This is a genomic window from Candidatus Sulfotelmatobacter sp., from assembly GCA_036500765.1.
GTDB lineage: Bacteria > Acidobacteriota > Terriglobia > Terriglobales > Acidobacteriaceae > Sulfotelmatobacter.
On record DASYBM010000016.1, the window covers coordinates 34,902 to 61,371 of the forward strand.

Here is a 26,470-nt window from a genome sequence, read left to right on the forward strand (position 1 = left end):
TGGAAAACCGCTGCGGACTTCGGTTAGAGTTTGTGAAGCCATTTGAACACCGCCTTGGGTTCGTTTGGTTAGAGCCTGTTCACAGTGACGCTGTGGGCAGGGTCGTTAATTGCTGAGTGTCTTCTGTGTTGCAACCTCCAGCATTTTCAACCCATCAGTCACTAGTCTCCCCTTACTGCGAGGGTCTTTCTTTGGGTCGCTCATAAGCCTTCTGTAGGTATTTGCGGGCTTCTTCGAGAGCGCCGAAAGTATTGTCGTTGGTTTGTGTGGCCTGGCGATATTGGCCGACGGCGCGTTCGCGCTGGCCGGTGATATCGAAAATCTTGCCGAGTTGAATGTGGCTCCAGACTTCGGTCCAGCGCGGCTCGCCGTCGCCATCAATGGCGGCGCGATAGGCGTTGGCGGAGGATTGATAGTTGCGCTGGAAGAAGAAGACTTCGGCGATGCGGTAATGCGCGAGCGAGCTGTTTTTGTTGAGGTCGAGAGCTTTGTTGAATTCGACGAGTGCGCCCGATAGGTCTCCCTGCTGCTGCATGGCTTGGCCGCGCAGGATGGAGGCGCGCAGCTTCACATCGGTCGAGTTCGTCAGGACGTGATGGTCGGGATCGACCGAGATGCGGCGCGGACGGCCGAAGGTCTCGATGGAAAATGGTGACGTCGTGCCGACGACTTCGATGCGCTTGTTTTCGGTTTTGCCGTCGGTGTCGATGCGCAGGTCAACGGGCATGCGGAACAGATCGAGATCCTGTGAAATTTCGCCGGTCACGCGGAATCCGGGAGCCTTTTCATCCTTGGGGTTTTGGGCGGCTGCGCCGCCGAGGCGATATGTGGTGTACTTCACTTTGAACTCGGGCGCGCCGGTCGAATCGAGCCACTGCGAGAAGAACCAGGTGAGCTGGTCGCCGTAATTTTTCTCGGCGATGGTTTTGAAGTCGTCCATGCTGGCGGATTTCCCGGCGAACTCGGCGGCGAATTCGCGCATGGTCTTGTTGTATTTGTCCTCGCCCAGCACCCAGCGCAGCATGTGCAGAATCATTGCGCCCTTGTCGGTGGCGAGCGACTGAAATTCGGTCGAGAAAATATCGAGCTTGCTGGCGCTCGAAAGCGGAACGGTGTCATAGGCCAGAGCTCCGACCGACATATCCTTAACGGCTTCTTCGAGACCCGCGGAGCCGGCGGCATTCTCCACATACATGGCTTCGGAATAGCGGGAGAAGCCGTCGGTCAGCCACCAGTCGTCCTTGGATGCGGGAGTCACCGAAACGCCCCACCACTGATGAGCGATGGCATCGGCGAGCAGGCGATAGTTGGTTTTCTCGGTGATCGAGGGTCCAGCCAGGCCGGCGATCTCCGGCGCCCAGGCGTAGGGAACTGTATCTCCGGGTAACTCAACTACGCTCAGCCTCTGCGACTGAGGCAAGCCGTAGAGGGTGATGAAGTAGGTGAACTCCTGAACCGCAGTGGTTGTATACGCCGGAGCCAGGCTCTGATGCGTGGGTTTGAAGTAGACGTGCAGGTCGAGACCGGCTTCGTCGCTCTTGTACTCCTGAAAAACTCCGGCGACGATGGTGCCGGGGAAGCTGGGCTTGTCGGAGACGAAGGTGTAAGTCTTGGTGGGCAGGACGCTGGCGCCGGGCTTGTTCGAGGCCGGATGTTCCTCGGTCGTCACTTTGCCGCTGCCGATGACGAGCATGTGCGCGGGCAGAGTCACACTAATCGTCGAGGTGAAGCGGTTCAGGCCGTAGCCGCTGACCGGGAACCAGCGTCCGGCATAGAACAGGTAGCTGGTGTCGTCGCCGATGTAGGCCAGCTTCAGGCCGGGTACGGGGCTGTTGTCGGGGGATTCGAGTTGGCCCTCGTATTCGAAGGTAAGGGTGGTAGACGCGTCTTTGGAGAGGCCTGCGGGCAGCGGAACGCGCACGGTGGAGTCCTGAGTGACGCGCTCGGCGGATAGGGGCTGGTTTTTTTCGTCGACTACTTTGGTGACGCGCAGGTCGTTATGCAGTTCGAAAATGGCGACGCTCAGATCCTGCATGGCCGTGAACTTGACTTTGGCGGTGGCCTTGATCTGATGGAGGTGCGGGTCGAGTTCGGCATCGATCTGATAGTCGTCGACGCGCAGGCGGGCTTTTTCAGCGGCTCGCGATGGGAGCGCAAGCAGGACCAGCAGCGAAAGGGTCAGGGAACTGGTGAGGGCGCCTATGGCGCGCCGCGGGTGGATCCACATTCAGGAGAGTCTCCGGGAAATGATAACCCATTTCCTATGATGAAGATTCTCACGCAAAAGATGCTGGGAGGGCAAGGGAAGCAGCTTTTGGCTCTTGGCTCTTAGCTCTTAGCTTAAGGCTTCCCATGAATGCGATGCTCGAGCTTCCCATGAATCCGGTCGGGAAGGGCCCGGCTTTCGGCCGGGCCGTCAAACGGCAAGTGATGTGAGCTTTAGCCCATGGGGGAACGCGGCTCAAGAGGCCATGCCGAGAATGATCTCGGCAGCCTTATCGGCTGGGTGCTGCGCGCCGCCGGGAGCGCCCGGAGGGCGCAGGAGCGCTTTTACTCTGGCTAGACCTTCGAGCATGCGGTCTCGAGGGGGACCGTCCGGGAGGATTTCGTTGAGCTTCGCGACTACATTTTCTGCTGTGAAATCATGCTGCACCAATTCTGGGACGACTTCCTCGCCGGCGATCAGATTGACCATGGCGAATCTGGGGACTTTTACCCGGGGCTTGCCCAGCAGATAGGTGAGCGGCGAGACGCGGTAAACCATGACGAACGGAGTGTTCATCATGGCGGCTTCGACTGTGGCGGTGCCGCTGGCCACGATTCCAGCGCGGGAATGCCACAGCGCGGGCAGGGATTCGGGGACGAGAGTGATTGTTTGTGTGCCGATTCGACTGGCGAGGAAGCTGCGGTCGAGCGTGGGGGCGACTGGGAGGAGAAATTCGTAGGCTGCGCCGAGTTGAGACGCCGATTCCAGAATGGTCGGCAGGTTCATGCGGACCTCTTTGACACGGCTGCCGGGCATGAGCGTGATCCAGGGCTTCGCGGGATCGAGATGAAATTGGGCTGCATAGTCGATGCGCTCAATGGCCGGGTGCGGAAGTTCTGCCAAAGGATGGCCGACGAAGGTCGCGTCGACACCGCGGTCGCGGTAAAACTTTTCTTCGAAGGGGAAGATAACGAGCGCCTTATCGATGTAGTCGCGCAGCAGGCGTACGCGGCCCTGCCGCCACGCCCAGAACTGCGGCGCGACGTAGTAGACTGTGCGAATGCCCCGCCGCTTCATCTGGCGGGCGACGCGCCAGTTGAAGGCCGGCGAGTCGATGACGATGGCGAGGCTAGGCTTGCGGCGGTCGGCCTCGGCGATCAGGCGTTTGTAGCGGGTCAATATTTTCGGCAGATGGCTGAGGATTTCGGTGATGCCGACGACGGCGAGGTCTTTGGCGTCGACGACGGTATCGCACCCGGCAGCGCGCATGCGATCTCCGCCTACGCCGAAGAATTCCAGCTGATTTGTTTCTGCCAGGCTAGATGCTTCTGTGGGGACAGCCGCCCTCGGCTGTCCAGCGGACCGAAGGTCCGCAGCCTCTGCCGGCTGAGAGCCCGCAGAGCTTCGCTCTGCCGGACAGCCGGGGTCGGCTGTCCCCACATGATTCGTGCGATGGGCGCGGCGCAGCGCCTCGATCAGCTTCGCGCCGTACATTTCTCCCGAGGCTTCGCCCGCTGAAATCAGAATGAGCAAGGGAGCATTGTATCGGACACTTCTCTTACTTCACCGGCGTCAGCTTGAACATCGATTCCCGCGAACCATTGGCGGTGATGCCGTAGAGATTGCCCGCTGTATCCATCGCAAGGACTGGGCTAAGAAGGGGTTGACCGGCGTTGTAGATCAGGCCCTCAACGCCGCCCGCGGGGAGTTCAAATACGCCGGATGCAGTCGTGCCGAAAATATTTCCCTTCGAGTCCACAAGCAACGAGCCGGTGGGATTGCTTCCACCGGTGCATTTGGTGGCGGCACAGAAGGTGTAGAGAGTGGAAAACCCGGTGCTGGGGCTGATCTTGAAAATCGTTCCAGCGCCCTTGGCGCCGCCCTGGTACGTGGTTCCGTAGAGATTGCCGGCGGCATCTTGAGCAAGACCATTGGGATAAGAGCCGTCGTTCACATCGAATTGGTGGAGGATCTTGAGGCCAGCCTGGGGCGAAAAATCGAAAACGTATCCGGCGTCGCCCTGTTGGGTATCGCCGCCGTTCGCGCCGTAAATGCGGCCATTGTCCACGATCAAATTGCTGGGATTGAATGCGAAGTCTCCAGAAAAATCCCACAGATCGGTCCACTGGCCCCCGGCGGGAATGGCGAACAGACTGGGATAGGAACAGTTGTAGTTGCCGTAGTAGCACATGATGCCGTAGAGGTTCCCCGCGGAGTCGAGCGCCAGATCCTGCGGCCCACCGTTGTAGTTCGTGTAGACCGTGGAGAAGGCATAAGTTCCGGCGGTGAGTTCAAAGACGGCTCCGGGATTGTCATATTCTCCGCGCACATAGGGCGTGCCGCCGAAGATGTTTCCCTTGCCATCGCGGACAACGTCGTTGGGATTGATGGGGCCGAATGACGAGTCCGACGGAAAATTGTAGAGCACGGTACCTTTGCCGGCGGGCGTCACTTTGAAAACCATCCCCTGATTGTTTGCGCCACCGTAATAGGAGCTGCCGTAGAGATTGCCAGCGTCGTCGATGATGAGAGATGTCGGGTGATTCAGCGTTGTTCCTGGGAAGGTGTAAAGGGTGCTGAATTTGTAGTTCTGAGCTTGCATGGGCAAGGCAATCGCAATCGCAAGGCACAACAGAAGTGAAGAGTGGGCGACGGCTGAAATTCGATGCGACATAGCAATCCTTGTAGACGGAGTTTTGAATGCGCGGGCCCAGCGGAGTGTTCAGTTCGGAGGGGAGGCGTGTGAACTGAACGAGGAAAGTTTGGCATTTGCCGGACGTGCTGTCAAGCAGAGTCGATTAACATCTTAACCATAGAGGACACAGAGGAACACTGAGGACAGTGCACGCGGCTTCAGTCGTCCCCTGTGGCGGTGACTTCGGGCTCGCGGAACTCGTTAGCGGACGCACGCGCCACATTCAACTCCTGATCCTTGTACTGGAGCTGATAGAGCTTGAAGTAGATGCCGCGGTGGGCTAGTAGTTCCTGGTGGGTGCCCATTTCGCGCACCTGGCCTTTGTGCATGACGATGATTTTGTCGGCGCGCTGCACGGTCGAGAGGCGGTGGGCGATGATCAGCGAAGTTCGGCCTTCGACCATGCGGCTGAGGGCGTCGCGGACTTTGAATTCGGTTTCGGTATCCACGCTCGAGGTGGCTTCGTCGAGGATGAGAATTTTCGGCTCGTGGGCCAGGGCGCGGGCGAAGGAGATGAGTTGTTTCTGTCCGGTCGAAAGAGTTGAGCCGCGTTCGCGGACTTCCTCGTCGAAACCTTTGGGCAGGGCGCGAACGAAGTCGCCCAGATTCACATCTTCGGCTGCCTTGGCGACATGCGAGTCCTGAATGCGCCCGGTGCCGAGGCGGATGTTGCCGCCGATCGTTCCGCTGAACAGAAATGGATCTTGCAGCACGACGCCGAAACGGGAGCGCAGGTCGGCGAGGTCCATTTCTTTTACATCGACGCCGTCGATCCGGATGGCGCCTTGCTGCACGTCGTAGAAACGGAGGAGCAGGGAGATGAGTGTGGTTTTTCCTGCGCCGGTGTGGCCGACTACGGCGATGGTTTCTCCGGGCTCGATGGTAAAGGAGACGTCGCGGAGCACCCAGTCGGGGGTGGGGCCGTTGCCGGCTGAATGCGCCGCCGAGCCTTGCTCGGCCGGACGGACGAATGCGTCCGTCCCCACGTGGGGCTTGCCGGGCCTAGATGGCGTGGTTTCTTCCGGCACGTCGCGGTAGGCGAACCAGACATGGTCGAATTCGATGCGGCCGGGGCCTTGCGGCTTTTTAGTTGCAGTGGGGGAGACGATATCTGCCGGTGTATCGAGCAGCTTGAAGATCCGTTCGCTGGCGGCCATCGCGGACTGGAGAATGTTGTATTTCTCGCTGAAGTCCATGATGGGGCGGAAGAAGCGCTGCGCGTACTGAGTGAACGCGATGACCACGCCGAGGGAGGCGACGGTCGCGACCAGGTGAAACGCGAGCAGCGAGTGCGGGTTGAACTCGATAGAGACACTGCTGGAAACCAATCCGCGCATTACATCCTGGCCGCCGAACCAGATGACGCAGGCGATCGCGATCGCGGAAAAGAAATCGACGGCGGGGTAGTAGAGAGAATAGGCCAGAATGGCGTCTTTGTAGGCATCCATGTGGACGCGGTTGATCTCCGAGAAGCGGTCGTAGGCTTTGCGTTCGCGGTTAAACAGTTGGAGCACGACCATGCCGCTGACGTGTTCCTGCAAATAGGAATTGATGCGGGCAATAGCGGTGCGAATGCGGCGGTAGGAATCGCGCACCTTGTCGCGGAAAAGTTTGGTCGCGATCACAATGAATGGAAGTACGGCGAAGGTGATCAGCGCCAGCTTCCAGTTCATGCACAGCATAACGGCCAGAATTCCCAGAAGCACGAAGATGTCTTCGAAGATTGAAACCACACCTGAGGTGAACATTTCATTCAATGCGTCCACGTCGGTGGTGACGCGGGTGACCAGGCGGCCGACGGGATTCTTGTCGTAAAAAGCGACGTGCATGCGCTGCAAGTGGCGGAAAATCTGGCTGCGCAGGTCGAACATGACTTTCTGTCCGGTCCACTGCATGAAGTAAGTTTGCAGGAACTCGAAGACGAAGGTCAGGCCGAGGATTCCAAAATAAATGGAGGAGATTTGCGCGACGCCGGTCAGCGGACGCGGGCTCAGCCAACTCCACAGGCCGGAGGCGCTGCCCTTGACCGGGGCTAGATACCGATCGACAGCGACCTTCACGAGGTATGGCCCCAAAACGTCGCAGAACGATTTGACGATGATGGAGACAAGGGCAATCACGACCTGCCAGCGGTAGGGACGCAGATAGGTGAGCAGTCGCCGCATCAGGCGACTGTCATACGCTTTGCCTAATACTTCTTCTTCCTGGGCCATGAGTTCGGACGAAGCTCGCAGAGGATGGACTCTGCCGGCCGCGTTTTCTTAACTCTCTCTCCTAAATAGGGTACCCCAACATAGATGGTCGAGGTAGGCGTGAGGATGGAAAACGTTCGCTGGTGGGATAATCATTTCGAGGATAATCCGGATTGGGCCTGGGAATCTATATTTCGGTGCCGTTTTGCAAGACGAAATGCAGTTATTGCAACTTTGCCTCCGACGTGTTTTCGCGGGTGCTATTTGAGGGCTACGTAGACCGCGTGTGCTCTGACATCGTGAATGCTGCGCGGAATGCAGAGGAGATGGGCGGACGGTTCGAGCGCGAAGTGGACTCGATCTATCTCGGTGGTGGAACGCCGACGCTCCTCGCGGCTGCACAGTTGCAGCGAATCTTCGTTGCGTTGCGGGAGCAATTCTCAGTGCGGTCGGATGCTGAAATTACGGTCGAGTGTGCCCCGGGGACGCTCGTGCCCGATATGATCGAGGGACTGCTGCGTTGCGGTGTAAACCGCGTCAGCCTGGGCGTGCAATCCTTTATTGACGTGGAAGCCGCAGCGGTGGGGCGACTTCACAAGCGCGCCATTGTCCTGGACGATGTTGCCCGCCTGCGCGCCGCGCATATCGCGAACATCAATGTCGATCTAATCGCCGGGCTTCCGCATCAGACGGCGGAAAGCTGGCGGGAATCGCTGGCGCAGACGATCGCGACCGGCGCGCCGCATGTAAGCGTCTACATGCTCGAAGTGGACGAAGACTCGCGCCTGGGCCGCGAAGTGATGGCGGGCGGCACGCACTATCACGCGCATCTCGTGCCGGATGAAGAAGCAACGGCGGATTTCTATCTCGCAGCGTGCGATGGGCTCGAATCGGCAGGCATTGCGCAGTATGAAATTTCAAATTTTGCGCGCGACGGTTTTCAATCGCAACACAACCTAAAATATTGGACGCGTCGGCCTTATCTGGGCTTTGGCGTGGACGCGCATTCCATGTTGCTATCCGCGAGGACGGAAGAAGACGCGGTACGGTTCTCCACCACGGATGTCCTTGAAAAATATGTTGCTGGAGCTTCCTCGCAGAGAAGCGTGGTGTCTCCCGCAAACGCGCTGGAAGAGCGCTTCTTTCTTGGATTGCGCCTGAACCGAGGGGTCGACCTGCGAGGAGTGGCTGCGAATTTCGGCCAGCGTGCCCTCGACAACTTGCGTCCCGTTGTCGCAGGACTGGTTGACGACGGACTCATGGAACGACACGGCGATTGCATTCGGCTCACTGCACGAGGTCGCTTACTTTCGAATGAGGTCTTTCAGGTTTTCCTGGCGACCTCGGCCGGTTCAATTATTTGAGGTAAGGCCGGTTTTCAGAGAAACCATCCGGTCGGTTGGCTGGCAAAGCAAAACCAGTGGAATCGTTAGTATTCACGCGGCTTCGCCGTATTTCCTCATTCTCATCCGAGGGTAACTTCTTTCGCGGGGGAGCGCTATGTTCTAATCACAATTTGGGCGTTTGTGCGCGGGAGGGACTTTGGATTTCCAACTGAACGATGAACAATTGCAACTGAAAAAGAGTGTTCGTGAGTTTGCCGAGCGCGAGATCAAGCCGCACGTCATGGAGTGGGACGAAGCCGGCGAGTTCCCGCTCGCTACGATCAAGGAACTGGGTAAGCTTGGCTATCTTGGAATGATTTTTCCGTCCGACTACGGCGGGGCGGGGATGGGTTATGTGGAATACGTCACCGCGATCGAGGAACTTTCCCGGGTCGACGGTTCTGTAGGCATCATCGTGGCGGCGCATACGTCGCTGTGCTCGAACCATATTTTTCTTGCTGGGAACGAGGCGCAGAAAAAGAAGTATGTGAGCAAGCTGGCGACGGGAGAATTTATCGGCGCCTGGGGATTGACCGAGCCCTCTTCAGGGTCGGACGCGGGCAGCGCGCGCATGACCGCAGTTCGCAAGGGAAATAACTGGGTACTGAACGGCACCAAGACATTCTGCACGAACGGACATTATGCCGACGCCGTCGTGGTGCTAGCGGTGACCGATCGCGCCGCGCACACGCATGGAATTTCCGCATTCGTTGTCGACAAGGACACGAAAGGATTTCGTCCCGGGAAGAAAGAAAACAAGCTGGGACTGCGGGCCAGCGATACGGCGGAGTTGATCTTTGAAGACTGCGTGATTCCAGCGGAGAATTTGCTGGGAGGCGAAGGGCAGGGATTTCCCGACGCCATGCGCGTGCTCGACGGCGGGCGCATCTCGATTGCCGCGTTGTCGCTGGGCATGGCGGAAGGCGCCTATGAAGCGGCGCTGAAGTATTCGAAGCAGCGCAAACAGTTCGGCAAAGCGATCAGCGATTTTCAGGCGATCCAGTGGAAACTGGCCGACATGGCCACCGAGATCGATGCAGCTATGCTGCTCACCATGCGCGCGGCCTCTATGAAAGATGCGGGGATGAAGTCCACGCAGGAGTCGTCCATGGCGAAGCTTTACGCGAGTGAAGTCGCCGTGAAATGCGCGAACGAAGGGGTGCAGATTCACGGCGGGTATGGGTTCATTAAGGATTATCCCGCGGAGAAGTTTTATCGCGATGTGAAGCTATGCACGATTGGCGAGGGCACGAGCGAAATTCAGCGACTGGTGATCGCGCGGCAGTTGTTGAAGGAGTAAACCGGCTCATAGCTGTTAGCTCTTGGCTGTTGGCTCTTAGCTCTTGCCAAACCTGGTGCGCGAATCGTTCCTAAAATCCTAACCGCCCGTCGATGAAGTGAGCTAAGATACGCCAGCGCGTTCCTGGCGAATCGCCATGCTGATCGTTCACGGCGCTTACCATTTCTGGCCGAGGCGGGTTGCGTACCGCAACGACTATTGCCTTTCCTGCCACGCGCCGTGCCAATCGGTCGCGATCCGAACTTTCGATGTGGGGCACATTTTTGGAATTCCGATTTTGCCCGTCGGCTTTTGGAAGCATTGGCGATGCAGCGGATGCGGCCGCGATCCGCACGTCAACCGGAAGACGCGGCGTTCGTTTAAGTGGATCGGCTTGTTCTTGCTGATGCTGTTGTCGGTAGCCTTTTGGCTATCGCCGATTGACTTGGATTTTGAGGCGGGCTGCTGGATCATTCGAATCGCCGCGCCTGTCGGTGCGATTCTCGTTTTCATTCATCTTCTTCGCAGTCACGGGGAGCCATCCCTAAGGGAACGCCTTGCGACAATTCCGTCGGCAGCCGATAGTACTTGCCCATTTTGTGCGACACCACTGGTCTGTGGGACGAGCGCACGCTGGTCATGCCCGGCTTGCAGTGTGGTCAGGTACTAGATGGCAAGGCGGCCCTACGTCGAAGGCCTGTGGTTCCGCACGCTGTGCTCCTGCTTTACACTGTTTGCTTGGATACGAAGGCACTGAACCAGGACATTCGGTCACAGATCAACGCACTGCGCTCCGGCAATGTTCGCGCACTGGCGCGGGCTATCTCCACGGTTGAGAATCGCGTGCCAGGGTGGTCCGAGCTACTGAAGTCGTTGTTTCCGCATACGGGGCGGGGGCGCGTGATCGGGCTGACGGGGGCCCCGGGGGCGGGGAAGAGCACGCTGGTCGATCATTTGGCACGGCTCTATCGCAAACAGAATCGTACGGTGGGAATTGTCGCCGTGGATCCGACGAGTCCGTATACCGGGGGAGCGATTCTCGGCGACCGCATCCGCATGCAGGAGCATTTTGCCGACGAGGGAATCTACATTCGCAGCATGGCGACCCGGGGATCGCTCGGCGGGTTAGCGCGCACAACGGCCGACGTTACGGCTGTGCTCGATGCCGCCGGGCGCGATGTGATTCTGGTGGAGACTGTAGGCGTAGGGCAGGATGAGATTGACATTGTGCGGCTGGCCGACATTACGGTCGTCATACTGGTTCCCGGCATGGGCGACGATGTGCAGACGATCAAGGCCGGAATTATGGAGATCGCCGATATTTTCGTGATCAATAAGAGCGATCGCGAAGGCGCCGAGCGCGTGGAACGCGAGATCCGCGCTTTGCAGTCCCTGGCGCTCCGCCACGATGGCTGGACGCCGCCGATCGTGAAGACGGTGGCCAGCGACGGCACTGGAGTTGAAGACCTGGCGGCGGCAATCGCCGGATATGAGGCTTATCTCCGAAAAGAAAATCTCGATCTGAAAAAGCGTGTGGAGAATTGGCAGGAGCGTTTAGTCGAGATGCTGCGCGACGTGATGCTGGAAAAGGCGCGGGCGCAGTTGGGCGAGGGGAACCTGGCCACACTGGCGTCGGAAGTTGCTGAACATAAACGGGACCCCTATACGCTGGTAGAGCAGATTGCGGCGAGGGCGGGGAAGTAGCGAGAGCAAGCAGGTCCCTCGACTACGCATTGCGATTGATGACGCCAATCGCAATGCTGCGCTCCGGGATGACAATGGTTTGTTATCGATTGTGAACTGATCTGATGTGAAACTGATCTGAGGGGCCAAGTGGATTTTAGTATCGATCATCTAGGTATTGCGGTGAAGTCGTTGGCGGCAGCCAAGGCGATTTATGAAAAGCTCGGCCTCGCCGTTTCGCCGGAAGAAACGGTGGAGCAGGAGCAGGTGCGACTGGTGATGGTTCCGGTGGGCGAGAGCCGACTGGAGTTGCTGGAGGCGACGTCGCAAGATTCTACGATCGCGAAGTTCATCGCCAAGCGGGGCGAAGGTTTGCATCATGTGTGTCTCAAGGTGCCGGATTTAGCGGCGGCGGTAGGGCGGCTGAAAAAAGATGGAATTCGTTTAGTCTCGGAAGAAATCAAGACCGGAGCGGGCGGGCATCGGTACGTGTTTGTGCATCCTGCGAGCACCGGTGGGGTGTTGCTGGAACTTGTGCAGGGGTAAAACTGGCCACGGGTTTTCACGGATTCTCACGGATAAATCTGAAATAAAAAATGCTGCTTCTTGTGACTGATACTTCCGGACGGGGTGGGACCGTGGCCCTGGCGCGAGCGGGCGAGAGCGATCGTCAGGATGTCAAAGTGATCGAGGTTGCGGCACTGGCGGGCGGGATGTTTTCGGCACAACTGGTGCCGCAGATTGCGGCTCTGCTTCAGAAGCATCAATTCAGCAAGAGCGATATTGACGGCTTTGTTGTAGTGTCCGGGCCGGGATCGTTTACCGGGCTGCGCGTCGGTCTGGCGGCGATCAAGGCGTTGGCGGAGATTCTGCGGAAGCCGATCGCGGCGGTATCGCTGTTAGAGTTGGTGGCTAAGGCTAGTCGTCTCCAGGGCAAAGTTGTAGCCGTTCTGGATGGAGGACGCGGCGAAGTTTTCTTCGGGGCTTACTCGATTGCGGGCGAATCGATGCAGGTTCTGCGCGAGGAGCTTCTGTCGAAGGCGGAGTTCCTATCGCAGGCGCGAGACTCAACCGTTGCAACTCCAGATTTGACGTTAGCCGAAATGGCGCGGGACACGGCTTTGACCGTGGCCGCCGTCGAGCAGCCGAGTGCGGCGACGATCGCTCGCCTCGGGTGGGAGCAGATACAGGCTGGCAAGACGGTTTCGCCGGAGCGCCTGGAAGCGAACTACATGCGGCGCTCGGATGCGGATATGTATGTGAAGGTCAGTTCCTAGCTTCCAGCTCTTAGCTTTTAGCTAAAACAAATCGCGACGACCCCTGGAAAACCTTGCGCATCCGGTCTGCCAATCTCGCTGACATTTCTTCCGTCATCAGGCTGGAGCGGGAATCCGCGACTGCGGGCCACTGGACGCAAGAGCAGTATGAGCAAGCGTTCACGCCGGATCGACCGAAAAGGCTTGTGCTGGCGGCCGAAGAGGCGCTTTCGACCCCGGCCCGGTCCGTTGCTCACGCGGCTCCGCATACGAGTCAGGGTTCGGACGTCCTTCTCGTAGGTTTTCTAGTTGCGCGGCATGTTGCGCCGGAGTGGGAGTTGGAGAACATTGTTGTGAATCCATTGGCCCGGCGAAAAGGAATTGGGAACCGACTCCTGGATGCTCTGTTGGCAGCCGCACAGCAAACAAACAGCAACGCCGTGTTTCTTGAAGTGCGGGAATCGAACTTGGCGGCGCGAAGTTTTTACGAAACGGCCGGGTTCGAGCAGACGGGACGCCGAAAGTTGTACTATGCCAATCCGGCAGAGGATGCGATGTTATACCGCCGGAAGATCGGTTAGCTCTCGATTTCAGTGAATGGCGCTCGGATTAAGGTAATATGATTCTCACAATGAGATTTGCACCACTCTTGGGCATTGCCCCTGTTTTTGGGCTATGTTAATGTACGGTAAATAATCCCGGTTGGAGGTCTGCTGGATGCTGACTTCGAGAGACCAACTCCTCACTAACCATGAGGAATTCCGCAAACTAGCCCAAGAACACACCGAATATTCGAGACGCCTCGACACACTCACTCAAAAACGCTATCTCAGCGAAGATGAGAAGCTGGAAGAAGTCCGGCTGAAAAAGCTGAAACTCCGCCTTAAGGACCAGATGGAGTCCATTGAGCGCGAGTACCGGCTTCAGTACGGCGTCAACGTAGCGTAATTTCTGGCCAATCCTGAGCGGCCTCGCCGCTGAGGGATAGACCTATCTCTTGAGAGTACCCTCAGAGCGCCTCTTGCGCTTAGAGTGTTGAGTCTTAGGCGGTCGGACGTCAGACATCGCCCTAAAGCCTCATTCGCCTTGATGCGGAACCCAATTCATTAAGACCTAAGACCCAAAACTCCGTGAAACCGCAACCTGTTCTGTTACGTGCTCTATAATTAGGGCTATCTGGTTGAGAACACATGGTTCGTGACGGCTACTTTTACGCTTTGGCTTTGATCGCGGCCGCTGTTCTGCTGGGCTGGCTGACACGCCCGGCGTGGGCTATTGTTCCGTGTCTGCTGGCATTTTTCTTTTTGTGGTTCTTTCGCGATCCGGAGCGAGCCATTCCGAAGGATCCAGGTGCGGTGGTTTCTCCGGGAGATGGAAAGGTCACCGACATTGCGACGGTGATGGTGGCCGGCGAGAAGCAAGTGCGGGTCAGCATTTTCCTCAACGTGTTTAATGTGCATGTGAATCGGTCGCCAATTGCGGGAGTGGTTCGCGAGGTGCGATATCAGCGCGGCCAGTATCTGAATGCCATGAATACGGCCTCGGCGGAGTTGAACGAGCAAAATGTCGTCGCCGTTGAGGGAGACGGAAAGCGGGTGGTATTCAAGCAGATCGCGGGTCTGTTAGCGCGGCGCATTGTGTTTTATCCGAAAGTTGGAGACCGGCTGGAGCGCGGCCAGCGCGTGGGATTGATCAAGTTTGGGTCGCGCGTGGATGTGTTGCTCGAGGCGACGGCGCAAGTAAATGTGAAAATCGGCGACCATGTGAAGGGCGGGGCAAGTGTCCTGGCCTATCTGCAACCGCTGGGCGCATTGACGGCCGCGGGCAGCGCGCCTTCCAGCGAAAGGGCGCATTAGTGGATCAACCCGGAATGAGCCAAGGTCCTCCTAAACCGCACCGCCGGCGAAGCAAGGGGATGTACATTCTGCCCTCGCTGTTCACCACCGCAAACATGGCGATGGGCTTCTACGCCATTCTGCAGGTGCTGGATTTTGCCACGAACCGCACCGATTTCTGGCATCTCGATCACAGCGCTATTGCGATTGGCTTTGCGGTGCTCTTTGATGGTCTTGACGGGCGCATCGCCCGCATGACCGGGACCAGCAGCGATTTCGGAAAGGAACTGGATTCCCTGGCCGATGCGATTACCTTCGGAGTCGCTCCGGCGCTGCTCGCCTGGACCTGGGGATTTTATGGGGTTCCGCCGGTTCTACTGACCGAGTGGCACATCAAGTTGACGCAACTGGGAGCGGCCGCCAGTTTTTTGTTTTTGATGGCGGGCGCGAGTCGCCTGGCGCGTTTCAATATCACGAATAATCCGCAGCCTTCGAATCCCGGGCGTCCGGGAAAAAAATATTTTGTCGGCATGCCCATTCCCGCGGGCGCAGGCGTAATCGCCGCGGTGGTTCACTTCGAAGCGGGAGATCCGATCATGTCGTGGTACACAGCGCTGACCTGGCTGGCGATGGTGACGACGGTAGGCTATCTGATGGTGAGTACGTGGCGCTTCTATAGCTTCAAGGATATCGATTTCAAATCGAGCCATCCCTTCCGGCTGATTCTGTTTCTAGGCGCTCTCTTTGCCGCAATCTGGTTTTATTCGCAGCCGGTGCTCTTTGCGGTGGCCCTGCTGTACATGGTTTCGGGAGTTTTCTGGCGGCTGCAATGGATCTTTCGTCGCAAGTCGTCGCCGCCACCCCCGCCTTACACGGAGGCTTCGCAGACTTCATGAACGATTCGCTCAAGCCTCCAGCTCCGTCGCATCCCGTTGCTCCGCGCGGGAATCTTTATCGTGCGGCGATCGTGGGCGCTGCTTCGCTCAAGGGCAAAGAGGTTGCCGAGATGCTGAACGAGCGCAATTTTCCGGCTGCCGATATTCGCCTGCTGGATGACGATGAATCCATGGGTCAGCTCGAGGCCATGGGCGACGAGATCAGTTTTATTCAAAGGGTGCGGGCCGAGCAGTTTGAAAATGTGGATTTTACTTTTTTCGCTTCGGATGAAGAGTGCACGCGCAAGAATTGGAAGGATGCCCGCGACGCCGGCAGCGCCATCATCGATCTTTCCGGCGCTTTGGAGAATGAGGCCGGTGCCAGCGTCCGTTCTCTGTGGGTAGAGCGCGAGTTGGGAAAAATTCCTGCTCCGGAACTCCAGCCGGGCCCCTGCATAACGGCCCATCCGGCGGCGGTGACGCTGGCATTGCTTCTGTTGCGGGCCAATAAAGCGGCTGCGATCCGGCGCGCGGTGGCTACAATTCTAGAACCTGCGTCTGAGCATGGTCAGCGCGGCATGGACGAGTTGCATCAGCAGACGGTGAACCTGCTGTCATTTCAGTCATTACCCAAAGACGTGTATGACGCCCAGGTGGCCTTCAACATGGTGGCGCGATACGGGCAGAAATCGCAGCCGGCGCTCGACTCGGTGGAAGCTCGCATTGCCCGGCACTACCAGAAGATTGAGGGTGGCAATGCCCCTACGCCTTCGATCCTGCTGTTGCAGGCGCCGGTGTTCCATGGGCACGCGTTGGCTGTTTTTCTTGAGATGGAGCTGCCGGTGGATGTGCAGGAGTTATCGCAGGCGTTGGCCGGCGATCACGTTGCGATCCCCGGAGCTGAAGAGGATCCGCCCAGCAACGTGAGTTCGGCGGGGCAGGCGGACATTCAACTGGCTCTGAAGACGGATCCCGTGCAACCCAATGGCGTCTGGCTGTGGACGGCGGCGGACAATCTTCGCATCGCAGCCCTGACCGCGGTGGACTGCGCCGAGAGCATGACAGCGACGCGCCCGACGGGAAAGATTCAGTGAAGAACGGCGCGGCGCGAAGCCTGGGGCTGCCGCTGTTTGCGCTCTCCCTGACTTTGGGTTGCGGCTACCACACCGCCGGTCACGCGGTGAACCTTCCCGAGAACGTGAAGACCATCGCGGTTCCGGCCTTTAAGAATGAGACGCTCACCTATCGCATCGAACAGATGCTAACGGCGTCGGTAGTGCGCGAGTTCACGACGCGCACGCGCTATCGCATTGTGAACGATACCAGCGAGGATGCTGACGCTACATTGCGCGGGACGGTGCTCTCGACAAGCGCAACTCCGCTGGCGTATGACACGGCGACGGGTCGCGCCGCCAGCATTCTGGTGGTGGTCAGCATGAAGGTGACGCTGACCGATCGCAGTGGCAAAGTGCTGTATCAGAATCCGGCTTACCTGTTTCGCGAGCAATACGAAGTTTCGCAGGATCTGGCCAGTTTTTTTGAGGAAGACTCTCCGGCCTTCCGCCGTCTGTCGCGGGATTTCGCGCGGACCTTGGTGTCTAACATCCTGGAGGGCTTCTAAGTGTTACAGTCTTCGAGACCGTCGTTGGTCATCGGTCGTCGGTCGTCGGCCCCGCAGCCGCTGCAGTTCGTCAACGACCAACGACCGACGACCGACGACGCAACCAGATCTCGCGTGCTCAAGGAAAGTTTCTGATGCGGGCCTTCGCCCAAGCCGAACGCTTTGTCAGTGAACTGGAATCGCGCAAGCTGCGGGCGGCCTACGTGTTTGTGGGTGATGAAGCTTTTTTTCGCAAGCGCTTTCGTGATGCGATCCTCGAACACCTTGTACCGGCCGATCTGCGGGATTTCAGTTTCTTCGAGTTCGATCTAACCGATACCGATCTTGCGGAGGTCCTTGACCGCGCGCGCACGCCTTCGTTGATGGCCCCGTTTCAAGTCTTCTTCGTGCGCGGGGTGAAGAATCTTTTTGGACGCGGATCGAACGAAGAAAAGCTTGCTGCGATCGAGGGCTACTGCCAGAATCCCAATCCCGACGCTCTGGTCGTATTCGTCGCCGACCACATCAGCATTCCCGCCGACGTCCGCCGCATGGAAATGCAGGACAAAGAGCGTTACCAGCGCATCCGCGAAACCATGGGACAGTATTGCGGCATCGTGGAACTGGCGCGTGTGGAAGAGGGCGAAGCGGTGCGCTGGATTTCCGAGTACTGCGGCAACGGCGGCGTGAAAATCGACGCTGACGGCGCACGCGAACTTGTCGACGCTCTCGGCGGCGACATGATGATGATCTCCAACGAACTGGAGAAGCTGATTCTCTATGTCGGCGAAAAGAAACGCATCACGTTGGGTGATGTCGAAACCATGGTTCTTGCAGCCAAGCAGCGCTCGTTATATGAGCTGACGGATGCGATCTCCGCCAAAGATCGCGTGCGCGCGCTGGAAATTCTGGATGCTATTCTGCTCTCTGGCGAAGGGGAAGAGGCCGCCATCGGACACATCTACATGCTGGCGAAAACTTTCCGCCAGATGCTGGTAATTCTGGAGCGCAACGTCCGCGACCAGCGCATGTTGTGGGCCGCGCTGTGGCAGGGCTTTCGCGTGCCCCCGTTCGCTGCCGACGACATCATCAAACAGGCCCGCCGCTACAAATCCCGCCGGGAACTCACGCGGGCGATTCGCCTGGTGGCCAAGGCCGACCTGGCGTTGCGCTCCAATCCCGTAAGCAAACGCATGGTGCTGGAGCGGTTAGTGATGGACCTGACTACTGAGCCGAAGGTTGAGACGCCGGGGTGGATGCAGGATCAGTTGCCGGTGTGAAGAAGCAGCTGTCAGCTTTCAGCTCTTAGCCAAATCAAGCGTCGTGGGGACGTGATTTATTCACCTAGAACCCGCGCAGTTTGCAACCAGATCCCTTCAAGGGCACAATTGAGTCAGCGAGGTCACGACCATGCGCGTCGGAACGTTCACGGCGGTTTTGCACAAGGAAAGCGATTTATACGTAGCTGAATGCCCGGAGGTGGGCACGGTCAGCCAGGGCAAGACTGTCGAAGAGGCAGTCGCTAATCTTCGCGAGGCGACGGAGCTTTACCTGGAGGAGTTCCCACCGCGCGAAACGGGACGTCCTCTTGTTACCATCTTTGAGGCGCGTTTTGCCTAGGCTCCCTCGTGTCTCCGGCGCCGAAGCCATTCGAGCGCTGGAGCGGCTGGGTTTCGTGCAAGTGCGTCAGCGCGGAAGTCATGTCGTGCTCAAGAAAGTTGGGCCGGACGGCACAACGGGTTGTGTTGTCCCTCTGCATTCCGAACTAGCCGTCGGTACGCTTCGCGGGATCCTGAAACAGGCAGGAATAAGAGCGGAAGATTTCGTAAAGGAAATCTGAATCCTCAAAAGAAAAAAGGGCAGAACCATCCCAAGTCTGCCTTTGATTTTCTGAAAGCTGACGGCTAAGAGCTGAAAGCCTACTTGATCGCGCTGACTCGTTTACCCAAGCGGGACTTGTAACGCGAGGCGGTGTTCTCGTGCAGCGTCCCTTTCTGGATCGCCTTGTCGAGGGCGGAGACGGTCTTGCGATACGACTGCTCGGCGGCGGCCTTGTCGCCCTTTTCGATGGTCTCGCGCAAGTCGCGCAACTGCGTGCGTAGGGTAGAAGTATTCGCGCGATTGATGGCCGTACGCTTAGTGGTCTGGCGCGCACGCTTCAGCGCCGATAGATGATTTGCCATAACTGGTTCGTTACCTTCGTTTTGCAGAGAGATATTCGGGGTAGGTCCGAATTACTTATTATAGGGGAGCGTTTCGCGGGCGGTCAAACGGATCGTGGCTTGGGGTGCTTGCGCCGCGTGGCTTCCGCGCCAGGCCGGTTCAGCTAGAGATCCTTCGCTCCGCCTGAAGAACGGCTTCGCTCAGGATGACATCGCATTTTTGGAGCGTGGCAGTTCAGAGATTACGAGTTTCATAACCAGTTCACGGCTTCCGAGTTTCATATATGACAGACGGACTTGATCGCCTGAAAGTGCTTATCAACTCCTCGACGCCCATCGTAGTGATGGAGACGGCGGAGGAGGTGCACGCTGTCAAGATGGTGCGCGACGCCTGCGTCGAACTCAATATGGCGACGTTCGAGTGGAGCATCGCCGATGGCTTGCTGCGCTCGGGCACGAACGAACCGCCTGAGGGACAGAAGATATCGTTGCAAGCCCGCATCGATCAGGCGATGGCCTGGAACCAGCGCAGTCAGCCGCACGTGCGAACCTCGCTGAGCCCCGGCGCCGCCGAAGGGGATCGGTTGGCTCGGGCGATGGCTTCGACGTTGGGGTCATCATCACCGGGTGGAACTGGCGTCGCCGCCGCGGCCAGCGGCACGGCGATCTATAACACGCGCGAACCGGTGCAGGCGCTGGCGAATATGGAGTCGATGACGATCGAAGCCGTATTTATCCTGAAAGATTTTCATCGCCACATGGATGATCCAGTTGTAGTGCGGCGGCTGCGCGACGTGGGACAGAAATTTGCCGCCAACCGGCGAACCGTGGTCATCACGGCGCCCGAAATCTCCGTGCCCGCAGAGCTGGCCAAGCTGGTGGAATATTTCGATCTGCCGCTGCCCGACCGCGATCGCCTGCGCGAGATTATCCACGAGATGTTCGCGCGGCTCTCGAAGACTTACACATTGAAGATGCAGTTGGACGCCGCCGGTGCCGATGCCATGGCGGCGAACCTGCGCGGCCTGACCGAAGAGGAGGCCGAACGTGCCATTTCGCAGGCGCTGGTGACGCGCTACGCGCTGTGCCCGGAGAGCGTGACCGATGTGCTCGAGGCCAAGAAGCAACTGCTGCGGCGGTCGGGCTTGCTGGAGTTTGTGGAAGCTTCCGACACTTTGTCTGCAATCGGAGGATTGGAGAATCTGAAACACTGGCTCGGCCAGCGGCGCGGGGCTTGGGAAGATTCCGCGAGAGAATTCGGACTGGAGCCGCCGCGGGGAATGATTATCCTGGGCGTACAGGGATGCGGCAAATCACTATGCGCGCGCGCCGTGGCCGGCGAGTGGAAACTGCCGCTGGTCAAGTTCGATACGTCGGCGGTTTACGACAAGTTCATCGGCGAGACGGAAAAGCGTATTCGCAAAGTGTTTCAGGTCGCCGAAGGACTTGCTCCGTGCGTGCTTTGGATTGACGAGTTGGAAAAAGTTTTTGCCGGAAGCGGGCCGGATTCGGCTTCGGCCGATGCGGGCGTTTCTTCGCGGCTGCTGGCGTCGTTTCTGTCGTGGATGCAAGACAAGAAGGCGCCGGTTTTCGTCGCCGCTACATGCAACAACGTGACCGTGCTGCCGCCGGAATTGATTCGCAAGGGCCGCTTTGATGAATTGTTCTTCGTCGATCTGCCCAATCAGGCTGAGCGCAAGCAGATCCTCACGATACAACTTACGAAGCGTAAGAGGAATCCGGCAGATTTTGATCTGGAAAAAATCGCGACGGCGGCCAAGGGATACTCCGGCGCCGAAATCGATGCCGCCGTGCAGGGCGGACTGTACGCGGCTTACTCGGAGAAGAAGCCGCTCTCCACGCAGTCGCTGCTCGATGCACTGGCCCAGACCGTCCCACTCTCGATCACCCGCGCGGAAGAAATTGAGACGCTGCGCGATTGGGCGCGGACGCGGGCTGTGCCTGCGACGGCTCGGGATGCAATCGCCGGGGGCTAGAGGCGGAGAACGACAGTAGCAGGTTTTGCCAGGAGGCAGAGACGAAAATGTTGGCTCCAACCTCAAGGATCGCGGCAGTTTTATCCGCAACGGTGTTTCTCTGCTGCAGCATGCTTTACGCACAGGAGACACAGCAACACCACGGATATTCCGCCGCCGCAGAACAAGCGGTCACCAAACTCGAGCAGGAATGGTTTGCCGACCAACTGGCCCTGTCCTGGCCCAAGCTCAAGAGCATGATTTCCGAAGACTTTGTGCTTACGGAGTCAGACGGCAAGCTTGGCACTCGAGAAACGATGTTGGAAGGGTATAAGACGGAATCGTCCTTAACCTCGAACATCAAGATGACGTTTCTTGTGGTCCACGCCGTAGCTGCCTACGCGGTAATAGCCATCGGACTGGACGACATTACTCTGAAGGCCAAGGACGGACGCATCAGCCATCGCTACGAGCGTTTTACCGATACCTGGATCTTGCGCGATGGCCGCTGGCAGTGTGTCGCAGAACAATTGACCCTGGGCCAGCCATAGCTGCAGGTTGGCAAATGTCCCGGGCGGCCTCTACGCGGCGTACTTTGAGAAGACGCCGCTCTCCACTCAGTAGTCGGCGTGACTTGAATTCTCGGCCGCGTGAACGGTTTTGCAGTGACGATCAAAGGCGCGTTCCAACTGCCTTACGTATTCTTCGCGGGTTGGACGATGGCTGGCCGAGTTTACGCGGAAAGTTTCTTTCCCCGGGCACGCGATGCATTCCGCTTCGACGGGAATATCTCCCAGCCACTTGGTGACGCGCAGAAACGGCTTCTTCATACTAATAGCTTCCCACAAGCTGACAGGCACGCCAACTTTCCCGCCGATTGCCGGGCGAAATTATTTTGGCCGAACTTATTGTGCCCAACTTATTATGCCGAGCTAGGGCGTCCTCAAGAAACCGTGAGTAACGGCTTGGCTATCGGTGTATTGCCCCACTATCTCCAGATTATTGTTGATGTCGAGAGCCTGGAAATTAGTGCTTCCCGGAATGGCGATCCTCAGGTAGCTACCTCGGTAGTATTCGAATCCGATGGTGTTGCTGGTGCTGCCAACAATCTGCTCATAACCGACAACGCGATCGAGATCGTTGATTCCATTGGCATTGGTTGAGAGGGCTCCGGGAGCGCTCAGAACAACGTAGGCGCCGTTGCGGATCAGAAGTCCCTGGTCGTTGCCGTTGCCGAATCTCCCGACCATATCCCCAAAGTTGTTGATGCCTCTCAATTGGGTGTAGGTCGCGCTGGTAACGGTGATGTCGGTGTATGTTCCGGACTGGTATAAAAATCCGTGGACGCCGACTCCGGTCGAATATTCTCCGACGACCTGCCCGGCATTGTTGATGCCCCACGCCTCCGTATAGGTCGAGCCGGGGAAGTTCAGCGTGGTAAAGGTAGTGCCCTGCATGAGGAAACCCTGAGGCTGTGAGTTGCCGGGAGCAATGTACCAGCCAACGATTTCGCCAGCATCGTTGATGCCTTCGCACCAGGTCGAGGTTCCACTCCCTGGAAAATCGATCGTGGCGTAGACCCCTCCGCTCAGAAGGAATCCGTGTGTCCCCGAGCTGTTGTAAATGCCCACGATTTGGCCGGAAGAATTGATTCCGTTCGCCGCTGTCAGTTCCGCTCCGGGAAAATCGAGGGTGGTGAAGGTCACAGCTTTGGCTGAAGAGAGGGCGAGGGTGAGGAACAGGCAGCCGATCACAGCGCGAGAGTTCATATCAATCTTCCTGAGATCGAGTCTTCGTTTTGAGAAAAAACGAAGTCGATTCTACATCCATTCCATGTGACTGGTTCGTGAAAATCTCCGGAAGCCTCCAACAGGCCCCAGAAAGGCAGCAGTGCAATAATCTGCATGGTATTTCCAGACGATCGGCCATCCCAAAGCTGGGACATGGCTTCTAGCTGGAGTAACATCGCCAGCATCCTCCTTATTGACTGATATGGCGTCAGAAGGCAAACGGCCGGTCTCCCATTGACTCCCGCTTCGCTGCGGGTTAGGCTTTAAACTAATGGTAGTGACTTGCCTTCTGGGCATGCGTCGTCCGGCTGGTCCCGTCTTCAAGCGAAACCCTGCTTTGTTTGTGATATTGCAACAGTCCACACGTGTATTTCAATCTGAGCAGCCGAGCTGCGCTCGGCGGATGGGCGAGCGCGCCCGTCCCTACATAATCTGTTCAGGAAACTGAATACGGAATGAAGAAGAATATCGGAGTTGGCCCTAACATCGAGACGTTGTTCGGTACGCGGGATGAAAATGTGCGCCTGCTCGAAGACGGCCTCAACGTCACCATCAATCTAAAATCGAACGCCATTGAACTGGAGGGCGCGGCGCGGGACGTGGCGCGGGCCGAGCAGGTATTTGCCGACTACGATAGCCTGCAACGCTCTGGCCACACTTTCAATAATGGCGACCTGCATAGCATGATGCGGGTGCTGATCTCCGATCCCAATACGACGCTGCGCGGATTAGCCGACGCCGGGAGGCAGCGGTCGCTGGGACGCCGTACCGTACAGCCTAAGAGCAGCAATCAGCGCCGCTATCTCGAGACCATCGAGAAGCACGACATGGTTTTTGGCATCGGCCCGGCTGGTACGGGCAAGACTTATCTAGCCGTGGCAATGGCGATTTCCGCGTTGCTGGCCAAGCGTGTGAACCGCATCATTCTGGCGCGTCCGGCGGTCGAGGCGGGCGAGCGCCTCGGTTTTCTGCCGGGCACTTTGCAGGACAAGATTGATCCATACTTGCGGCCGCTGTACGACGCCTTGTATGACATGATCGATCCGGAGAAAGTGGATCGCTACCTCGAGAAGAACGTCATCGAGATTGCGCCCATTGCGTTTATGCGCGGGCGCACACTCAACGATTCGTTCGTCATTCTCGACGAGGCGCAGAACACGACATCGGAGCAGATGAAGATGTTCGTCACGCGCCTGGGATTTAATTCGAAGGCGGTCATCACCGGCGATGTTACGCAGATCGATCTGCCTAACGCGCGCCGCAGCGGGTTGCTCGAAGCCATGGACGTACTGAAAAATGTTGAGGGACTGGCCTTTGTCCAGTTCGATGAGAGCGACGTGGTGCGGCATCACTTAGTGCAACGCATCGTTCGGGCCTACGACGAACACAAGACCAGGATTGCAGGACAGCAGCAGATGTTCCTGCTGGCCGAGCCCCGGTCGGAGCAAAGAGCTGAGCAGCGCCAAGGTGACGCGGCAACGGCTGACCAGACAGCGACAAAGGACGACAAGCGGACCTCCGCCGAAGCTAAGGGATAAGCCGTGAAACGTTGGGGCCGGAGGGCTGCGACCTGGCTCTCGCGTTCGCTTGGCCCTGACGGTTTTTGTGTCAGGTCAGAGCGCGAGTGCGAGAGATGGATTTGGTTATTTTGCAGAGGAAAGTCGCAGGTTTGAACGGAGCGGCGCTTGATCGCTTTGTGCGCCGGGCACGGAAGGCCGCCGGCCTGCACGGACAGGTGAATGTATTAGTCACCAGCGGTGCGGCCGTACGCGCCCTGAATCGTCAGTTTCGGGACCAAAACAAAGCCACAGATGTGCTGTCGTTCGCATCTCCATTTGCGCCGCTGGAACGTCGCAAGCGGCCCCAACTGGCGGGCGAAATCGCCATTTCTGCCGACATGGCGCGGGAAAATTCTGCCCAGCTTGGGCATTCCGTCGCCGAGGAAGTGAAAATTCTGGCGTTGCACGGCATTCTGCATCTGGCAGGCTTTGACCATGAGCGCGATAATGGTCAAATGGCGCGCAAGGAGTCTACATTGCGTAGGGCGCTCGGGCTACCGGTTGCCCTGATCGAACGAGTGCACGTGCACGCTCCGGAGAGAAAATCCTCAAGGTTCCAGCGTGGCGCCCGCGGTCGCCCGGCGCAGCGGACAGCAGCGCGGGGGACGGCATGAACCTGGCCGTTTCCATCTCGCTTCTTTTCCTGCTCGGATTGCTTACCCTGGTTTCATACGTAGATCTTGTATATCAGGAGATCGGAAAATTTCTTTCCCGCGAATTCCAGGACAACATTGATGTCTTCGAACTGAAAATCGAACCGGAACTGGGAGTTGCGCGCCCACGCGCCGCGCTGTCCATGGCCGTGCTCAAACAACTGACCACCGCGACCATTGCGCTGCTGGTCGGTTACCTGGTCTTCAGCGATCAATCCTGGGGCATTTACGAGATTCTACAGGCGGCGATCAGCCTGATCCTGATCATCATCGTCTGCAACCGCTTTCTGCCGTTCGTATTTTTCTCGCGAACCAAGGGCGAGTGGCTGGCGCACTGGACGCTTATTCTCAAAGTTCTGATCTATCTGGTCATGCCGGTCACGCTGGTTCTGGGTTTCCTGCAGTCGGTGGCTTCGCTGACCAAACAGAACACTGGCGAGCAGCCCGAGACTTCGGCGGAGGCGGTCGACGCGTTGATTGAAGCAGGGCAGGAAGAAGGCATTATTCAGGAAGGCGACCGCGACCTGATTCAGTCGGTGGTGGAGTTCAGCGGCAAAACCGTCCGCGAGGCAATGAAGCCGCGCCCGCAGATGTTTGCCGTGCCTTCCGATACCACGGTCGAGCGCTTCATCGAGATGCTCCGCGCCAAACACTATTCGCGCGTGCCCGTATATGAAGGCAGCATCCATAACATCAAAGGGATCGTCTACACGCAGGACGTGTTGCAGGTGCCCGACAGCGAAGCCCGCGTGCGCACGGTCGATTCCATCATGCGGCGCGATGTCTACTTCGTTCCCGAGAGCAAGTTGGGAAGCGATCTGCTGCGCGAGATGCAAAAGCAGAATATCCGCATGGCGATTGTCGTCGATGAATACGGCGGTGTTGCCGGGCTGGTGACGATTGAAGATCTGGTCGAGGAGATTGTCGGGGAGATCCGCGACGACCACGAGAAACCGGAAATTGTGCGCGAGGGCGATCGTTCCTTCATCGTCGCAGGCGGCACGGATGTCGACCGGCTCGACGAGCTTTTCGGCGCCAAGCCTGAGGGCAAAGAGTCTTCCACCATCGCGGGCCTCGTCAGCGAACTCGCGGGAAGAATTCCGCGCAAGGGCGAAGTGGTGGAGGAAGACGGCCTGCGCTTCGAAGTGCTGGAATCCACCGACCGCAAAGTGGAGCGCGTGCGAGTGACTGCCGTGCAACCCCGGCAGATGAAGCTGATATGAGACAGCTTCTTGCTGCTAGCTCCTAGCTTCTAGCCAATTCATCAATTCTCGCCGTCGGCACATCATTGCAAATTGGCCTAAGATGAAAAAGTGAATCACGA

The 26,470-nt window shown here is 58.0% G+C and carries 27 protein-coding genes; 19 read left to right on the forward strand and 8 right to left on the reverse strand.

Going from position 1 to position 26,470, the window contains the following annotated elements; all coding sequences use genetic code 11:
- Positions 1–172: 172 nt before the first annotated feature.
- The 4 genes from VGM18_17200 to VGM18_17215 form a co-directional block, all read right to left on the reverse strand.
- Positions 173–2,227, reverse strand: a complete 2,055-nt coding sequence (locus VGM18_17200) for a M1 family aminopeptidase (GenBank protein HEY3974745.1) — start codon at positions 2,225–2,227, stop codon at positions 173–175.
- A gap of 234 nt (positions 2,228–2,461) precedes the next feature.
- Entirely contained in the window at positions 2,462–3,739 is a 1,278-nt protein-coding gene (lpxB, locus tag VGM18_17205; protein ID HEY3974746.1) for a lipid-A-disaccharide synthase, read from the reverse strand.
- Positions 3,740–3,764: 25 nt separating this feature from the next.
- Positions 3,765–4,880 (reverse strand): choice-of-anchor tandem repeat GloVer-containing protein, encoded by a 1,116-nt coding sequence (locus tag VGM18_17210; protein HEY3974747.1) that lies wholly within the window; start codon positions 4,878–4,880, stop codon positions 3,765–3,767.
- Positions 4,881–5,059: 179 nt separating this feature from the next.
- Positions 5,060–7,114, reverse strand: a complete 2,055-nt coding sequence (locus VGM18_17215) for an ABC transporter ATP-binding protein (GenBank protein ID HEY3974748.1) — start codon at positions 7,112–7,114, stop codon at positions 5,060–5,062.
- 152 nt (positions 7,115–7,266) lie between these two features.
- Here VGM18_17215 and hemW point away from each other — a divergent pair, with 152 nt between their 5' ends.
- Together hemW and VGM18_17225 are read left to right on the forward strand one after the other, a co-directional pair.
- Entirely contained in the window at positions 7,267–8,457 is a 1,191-nt protein-coding gene (hemW, locus tag VGM18_17220) for a radical SAM family heme chaperone HemW (protein HEY3974749.1), read from the forward strand.
- A 178-nt stretch (positions 8,458–8,635) separates the two neighbouring features.
- A complete protein-coding gene (locus VGM18_17225; protein HEY3974750.1) occupies positions 8,636–9,778 on the forward strand; it encodes an acyl-CoA dehydrogenase family protein in 1,143 nt (380 codons plus the stop codon).
- A gap of 195 nt (positions 9,779–9,973) precedes the next feature.
- Here VGM18_17225 and VGM18_17230 read toward each other — a convergent pair whose 3' ends face one another.
- Positions 9,974–10,270 carry a hypothetical protein gene (locus tag VGM18_17230; GenBank protein HEY3974751.1) on the reverse strand — a complete coding sequence of 99 codons (297 nt, stop codon included), beginning with the start codon at positions 10,268–10,270 and terminating at the stop codon, positions 9,974–9,976.
- A 225-nt stretch (positions 10,271–10,495) separates the two neighbouring features.
- On the opposite strand from VGM18_17230, the gene meaB reads away from it, so the two are divergent.
- The 12 genes from meaB (at position 10,496) to VGM18_17290 (ending at position 18,846) form a co-directional block, all read left to right on the forward strand.
- A complete protein-coding gene (meaB, locus tag VGM18_17235) occupies positions 10,496–11,461 on the forward strand; it encodes a methylmalonyl Co-A mutase-associated GTPase MeaB (GenBank protein HEY3974752.1) in 966 nt (321 codons plus the stop codon).
- 129 nt (positions 11,462–11,590) lie between these two features.
- Entirely contained in the window at positions 11,591–11,986 is a 396-nt protein-coding gene (gene mce / locus VGM18_17240) for a methylmalonyl-CoA epimerase (GenBank protein HEY3974753.1), read from the forward strand.
- Positions 11,987–12,048: 62 nt separating this feature from the next.
- Positions 12,049–12,717, forward strand: a complete 669-nt coding sequence (gene tsaB, locus VGM18_17245; GenBank protein ID HEY3974754.1) for a tRNA (adenosine(37)-N6)-threonylcarbamoyltransferase complex dimerization subunit type 1 TsaB — start codon at positions 12,049–12,051, stop codon at positions 12,715–12,717.
- Between the two features lie 53 nt (positions 12,718–12,770).
- Positions 12,771–13,277 carry a ribosomal protein S18-alanine N-acetyltransferase gene (gene rimI / locus VGM18_17250; GenBank protein HEY3974755.1) on the forward strand — a complete coding sequence of 169 codons (507 nt, stop codon included), beginning with the start codon at positions 12,771–12,773 and terminating at the stop codon, positions 13,275–13,277.
- A gap of 136 nt (positions 13,278–13,413) precedes the next feature.
- Positions 13,414–13,644, forward strand: a complete 231-nt coding sequence (locus VGM18_17255) for a DUF465 domain-containing protein (GenBank protein ID HEY3974756.1) — start codon at positions 13,414–13,416, stop codon at positions 13,642–13,644.
- A gap of 242 nt (positions 13,645–13,886) precedes the next feature.
- Complete coding sequence (locus VGM18_17260) at positions 13,887–14,552, forward strand: phosphatidylserine decarboxylase family protein (protein ID HEY3974757.1); 666 nt, start codon at positions 13,887–13,889, stop codon at positions 14,550–14,552.
- 14 nt (positions 14,553–14,566) lie between these two features.
- Positions 14,567–15,427 carry a CDP-diacylglycerol--serine O-phosphatidyltransferase gene (pssA, locus tag VGM18_17265; GenBank protein ID HEY3974758.1) on the forward strand — a complete coding sequence of 287 codons (861 nt, stop codon included), beginning with the start codon at positions 14,567–14,569 and terminating at the stop codon, positions 15,425–15,427.
- Positions 15,424–16,500, forward strand: a complete 1,077-nt coding sequence (locus VGM18_17270) for an Asd/ArgC dimerization domain-containing protein (GenBank protein HEY3974759.1) — start codon at positions 15,424–15,426, stop codon at positions 16,498–16,500. Before pssA ends, VGM18_17270 begins: the two co-directional genes overlap by 4 nt.
- On the forward strand, positions 16,497–17,027 hold the full coding sequence (locus tag VGM18_17275) for an LptE family protein (protein HEY3974760.1): 531 nt from the start codon (positions 16,497–16,499) through the stop codon (positions 17,025–17,027). Before VGM18_17270 ends, VGM18_17275 begins: the two co-directional genes overlap by 4 nt.
- Before the next feature lie 134 nt (positions 17,028–17,161).
- The gene (gene holA / locus VGM18_17280) at positions 17,162–18,286 is read left to right on the forward strand and encodes a DNA polymerase III subunit delta (GenBank protein HEY3974761.1); all 1,125 of its coding nucleotides are present in this window, start codon (positions 17,162–17,164) and stop codon (positions 18,284–18,286) included.
- Positions 18,287–18,416: 130 nt separating this feature from the next.
- Complete coding sequence (locus VGM18_17285) at positions 18,417–18,626, forward strand: type II toxin-antitoxin system HicB family antitoxin (protein HEY3974762.1); 210 nt, start codon at positions 18,417–18,419, stop codon at positions 18,624–18,626.
- Positions 18,619–18,846 carry a type II toxin-antitoxin system HicA family toxin gene (locus tag VGM18_17290; protein HEY3974763.1) on the forward strand — a complete coding sequence of 76 codons (228 nt, stop codon included), beginning with the start codon at positions 18,619–18,621 and terminating at the stop codon, positions 18,844–18,846. Before VGM18_17285 ends, VGM18_17290 begins: the two co-directional genes overlap by 8 nt.
- Positions 18,847–18,925: 79 nt before the next feature.
- Here the strand turns inward: VGM18_17290 and rpsT are convergent, their stop codons facing one another.
- Entirely contained in the window at positions 18,926–19,189 is a 264-nt protein-coding gene (gene rpsT / locus VGM18_17295) for a 30S ribosomal protein S20 (protein HEY3974764.1), read from the reverse strand.
- Positions 19,190–19,452: 263 nt separating this feature from the next.
- Between rpsT and VGM18_17300 the strand changes: the two genes are divergently transcribed.
- Entirely contained in the window at positions 19,453–21,165 is a 1,713-nt protein-coding gene (locus VGM18_17300) for an AAA family ATPase (GenBank protein HEY3974765.1), read from the forward strand.
- 110 nt (positions 21,166–21,275) lie between these two features.
- Positions 21,276–21,695, forward strand: a complete 420-nt coding sequence (locus VGM18_17305) for a nuclear transport factor 2 family protein (protein ID HEY3974766.1) — start codon at positions 21,276–21,278, stop codon at positions 21,693–21,695.
- Positions 21,696–21,761: 66 nt separating this feature from the next.
- On the opposite strand, the gene VGM18_17310 is transcribed toward VGM18_17305, so the two are convergent.
- Together VGM18_17310 and VGM18_17315 are read right to left on the reverse strand one after the other, a co-directional pair.
- A complete protein-coding gene (locus VGM18_17310) occupies positions 21,762–21,974 on the reverse strand; it encodes a hypothetical protein (protein ID HEY3974767.1) in 213 nt (70 codons plus the stop codon).
- A 102-nt stretch (positions 21,975–22,076) separates the two neighbouring features.
- Entirely contained in the window at positions 22,077–22,913 is an 837-nt protein-coding gene (locus tag VGM18_17315; GenBank protein HEY3974768.1) for a hypothetical protein, read from the reverse strand.
- Positions 22,914–23,389: 476 nt separating this feature from the next.
- On the opposite strand from VGM18_17315, the gene VGM18_17320 reads away from it, so the two are divergent.
- From VGM18_17320 to VGM18_17330, 3 genes are all read left to right on the forward strand, one after another.
- The gene (locus VGM18_17320) at positions 23,390–24,472 is read left to right on the forward strand and encodes a PhoH family protein (GenBank protein ID HEY3974769.1); all 1,083 of its coding nucleotides are present in this window, start codon (positions 23,390–23,392) and stop codon (positions 24,470–24,472) included.
- Positions 24,473–24,567: 95 nt separating this feature from the next.
- Positions 24,568–25,107, forward strand: coding sequence for an rRNA maturation RNase YbeY (gene ybeY / locus VGM18_17325; protein ID HEY3974770.1), 540 nt, complete (start codon positions 24,568–24,570; stop codon positions 25,105–25,107).
- Positions 25,104–26,369, forward strand: a complete 1,266-nt coding sequence (locus VGM18_17330; GenBank protein ID HEY3974771.1) for a hemolysin family protein — start codon at positions 25,104–25,106, stop codon at positions 26,367–26,369. Before ybeY ends, VGM18_17330 begins: the two co-directional genes overlap by 4 nt.
- The last annotated feature ends 101 nt before the right edge of the window (positions 26,370–26,470 follow it).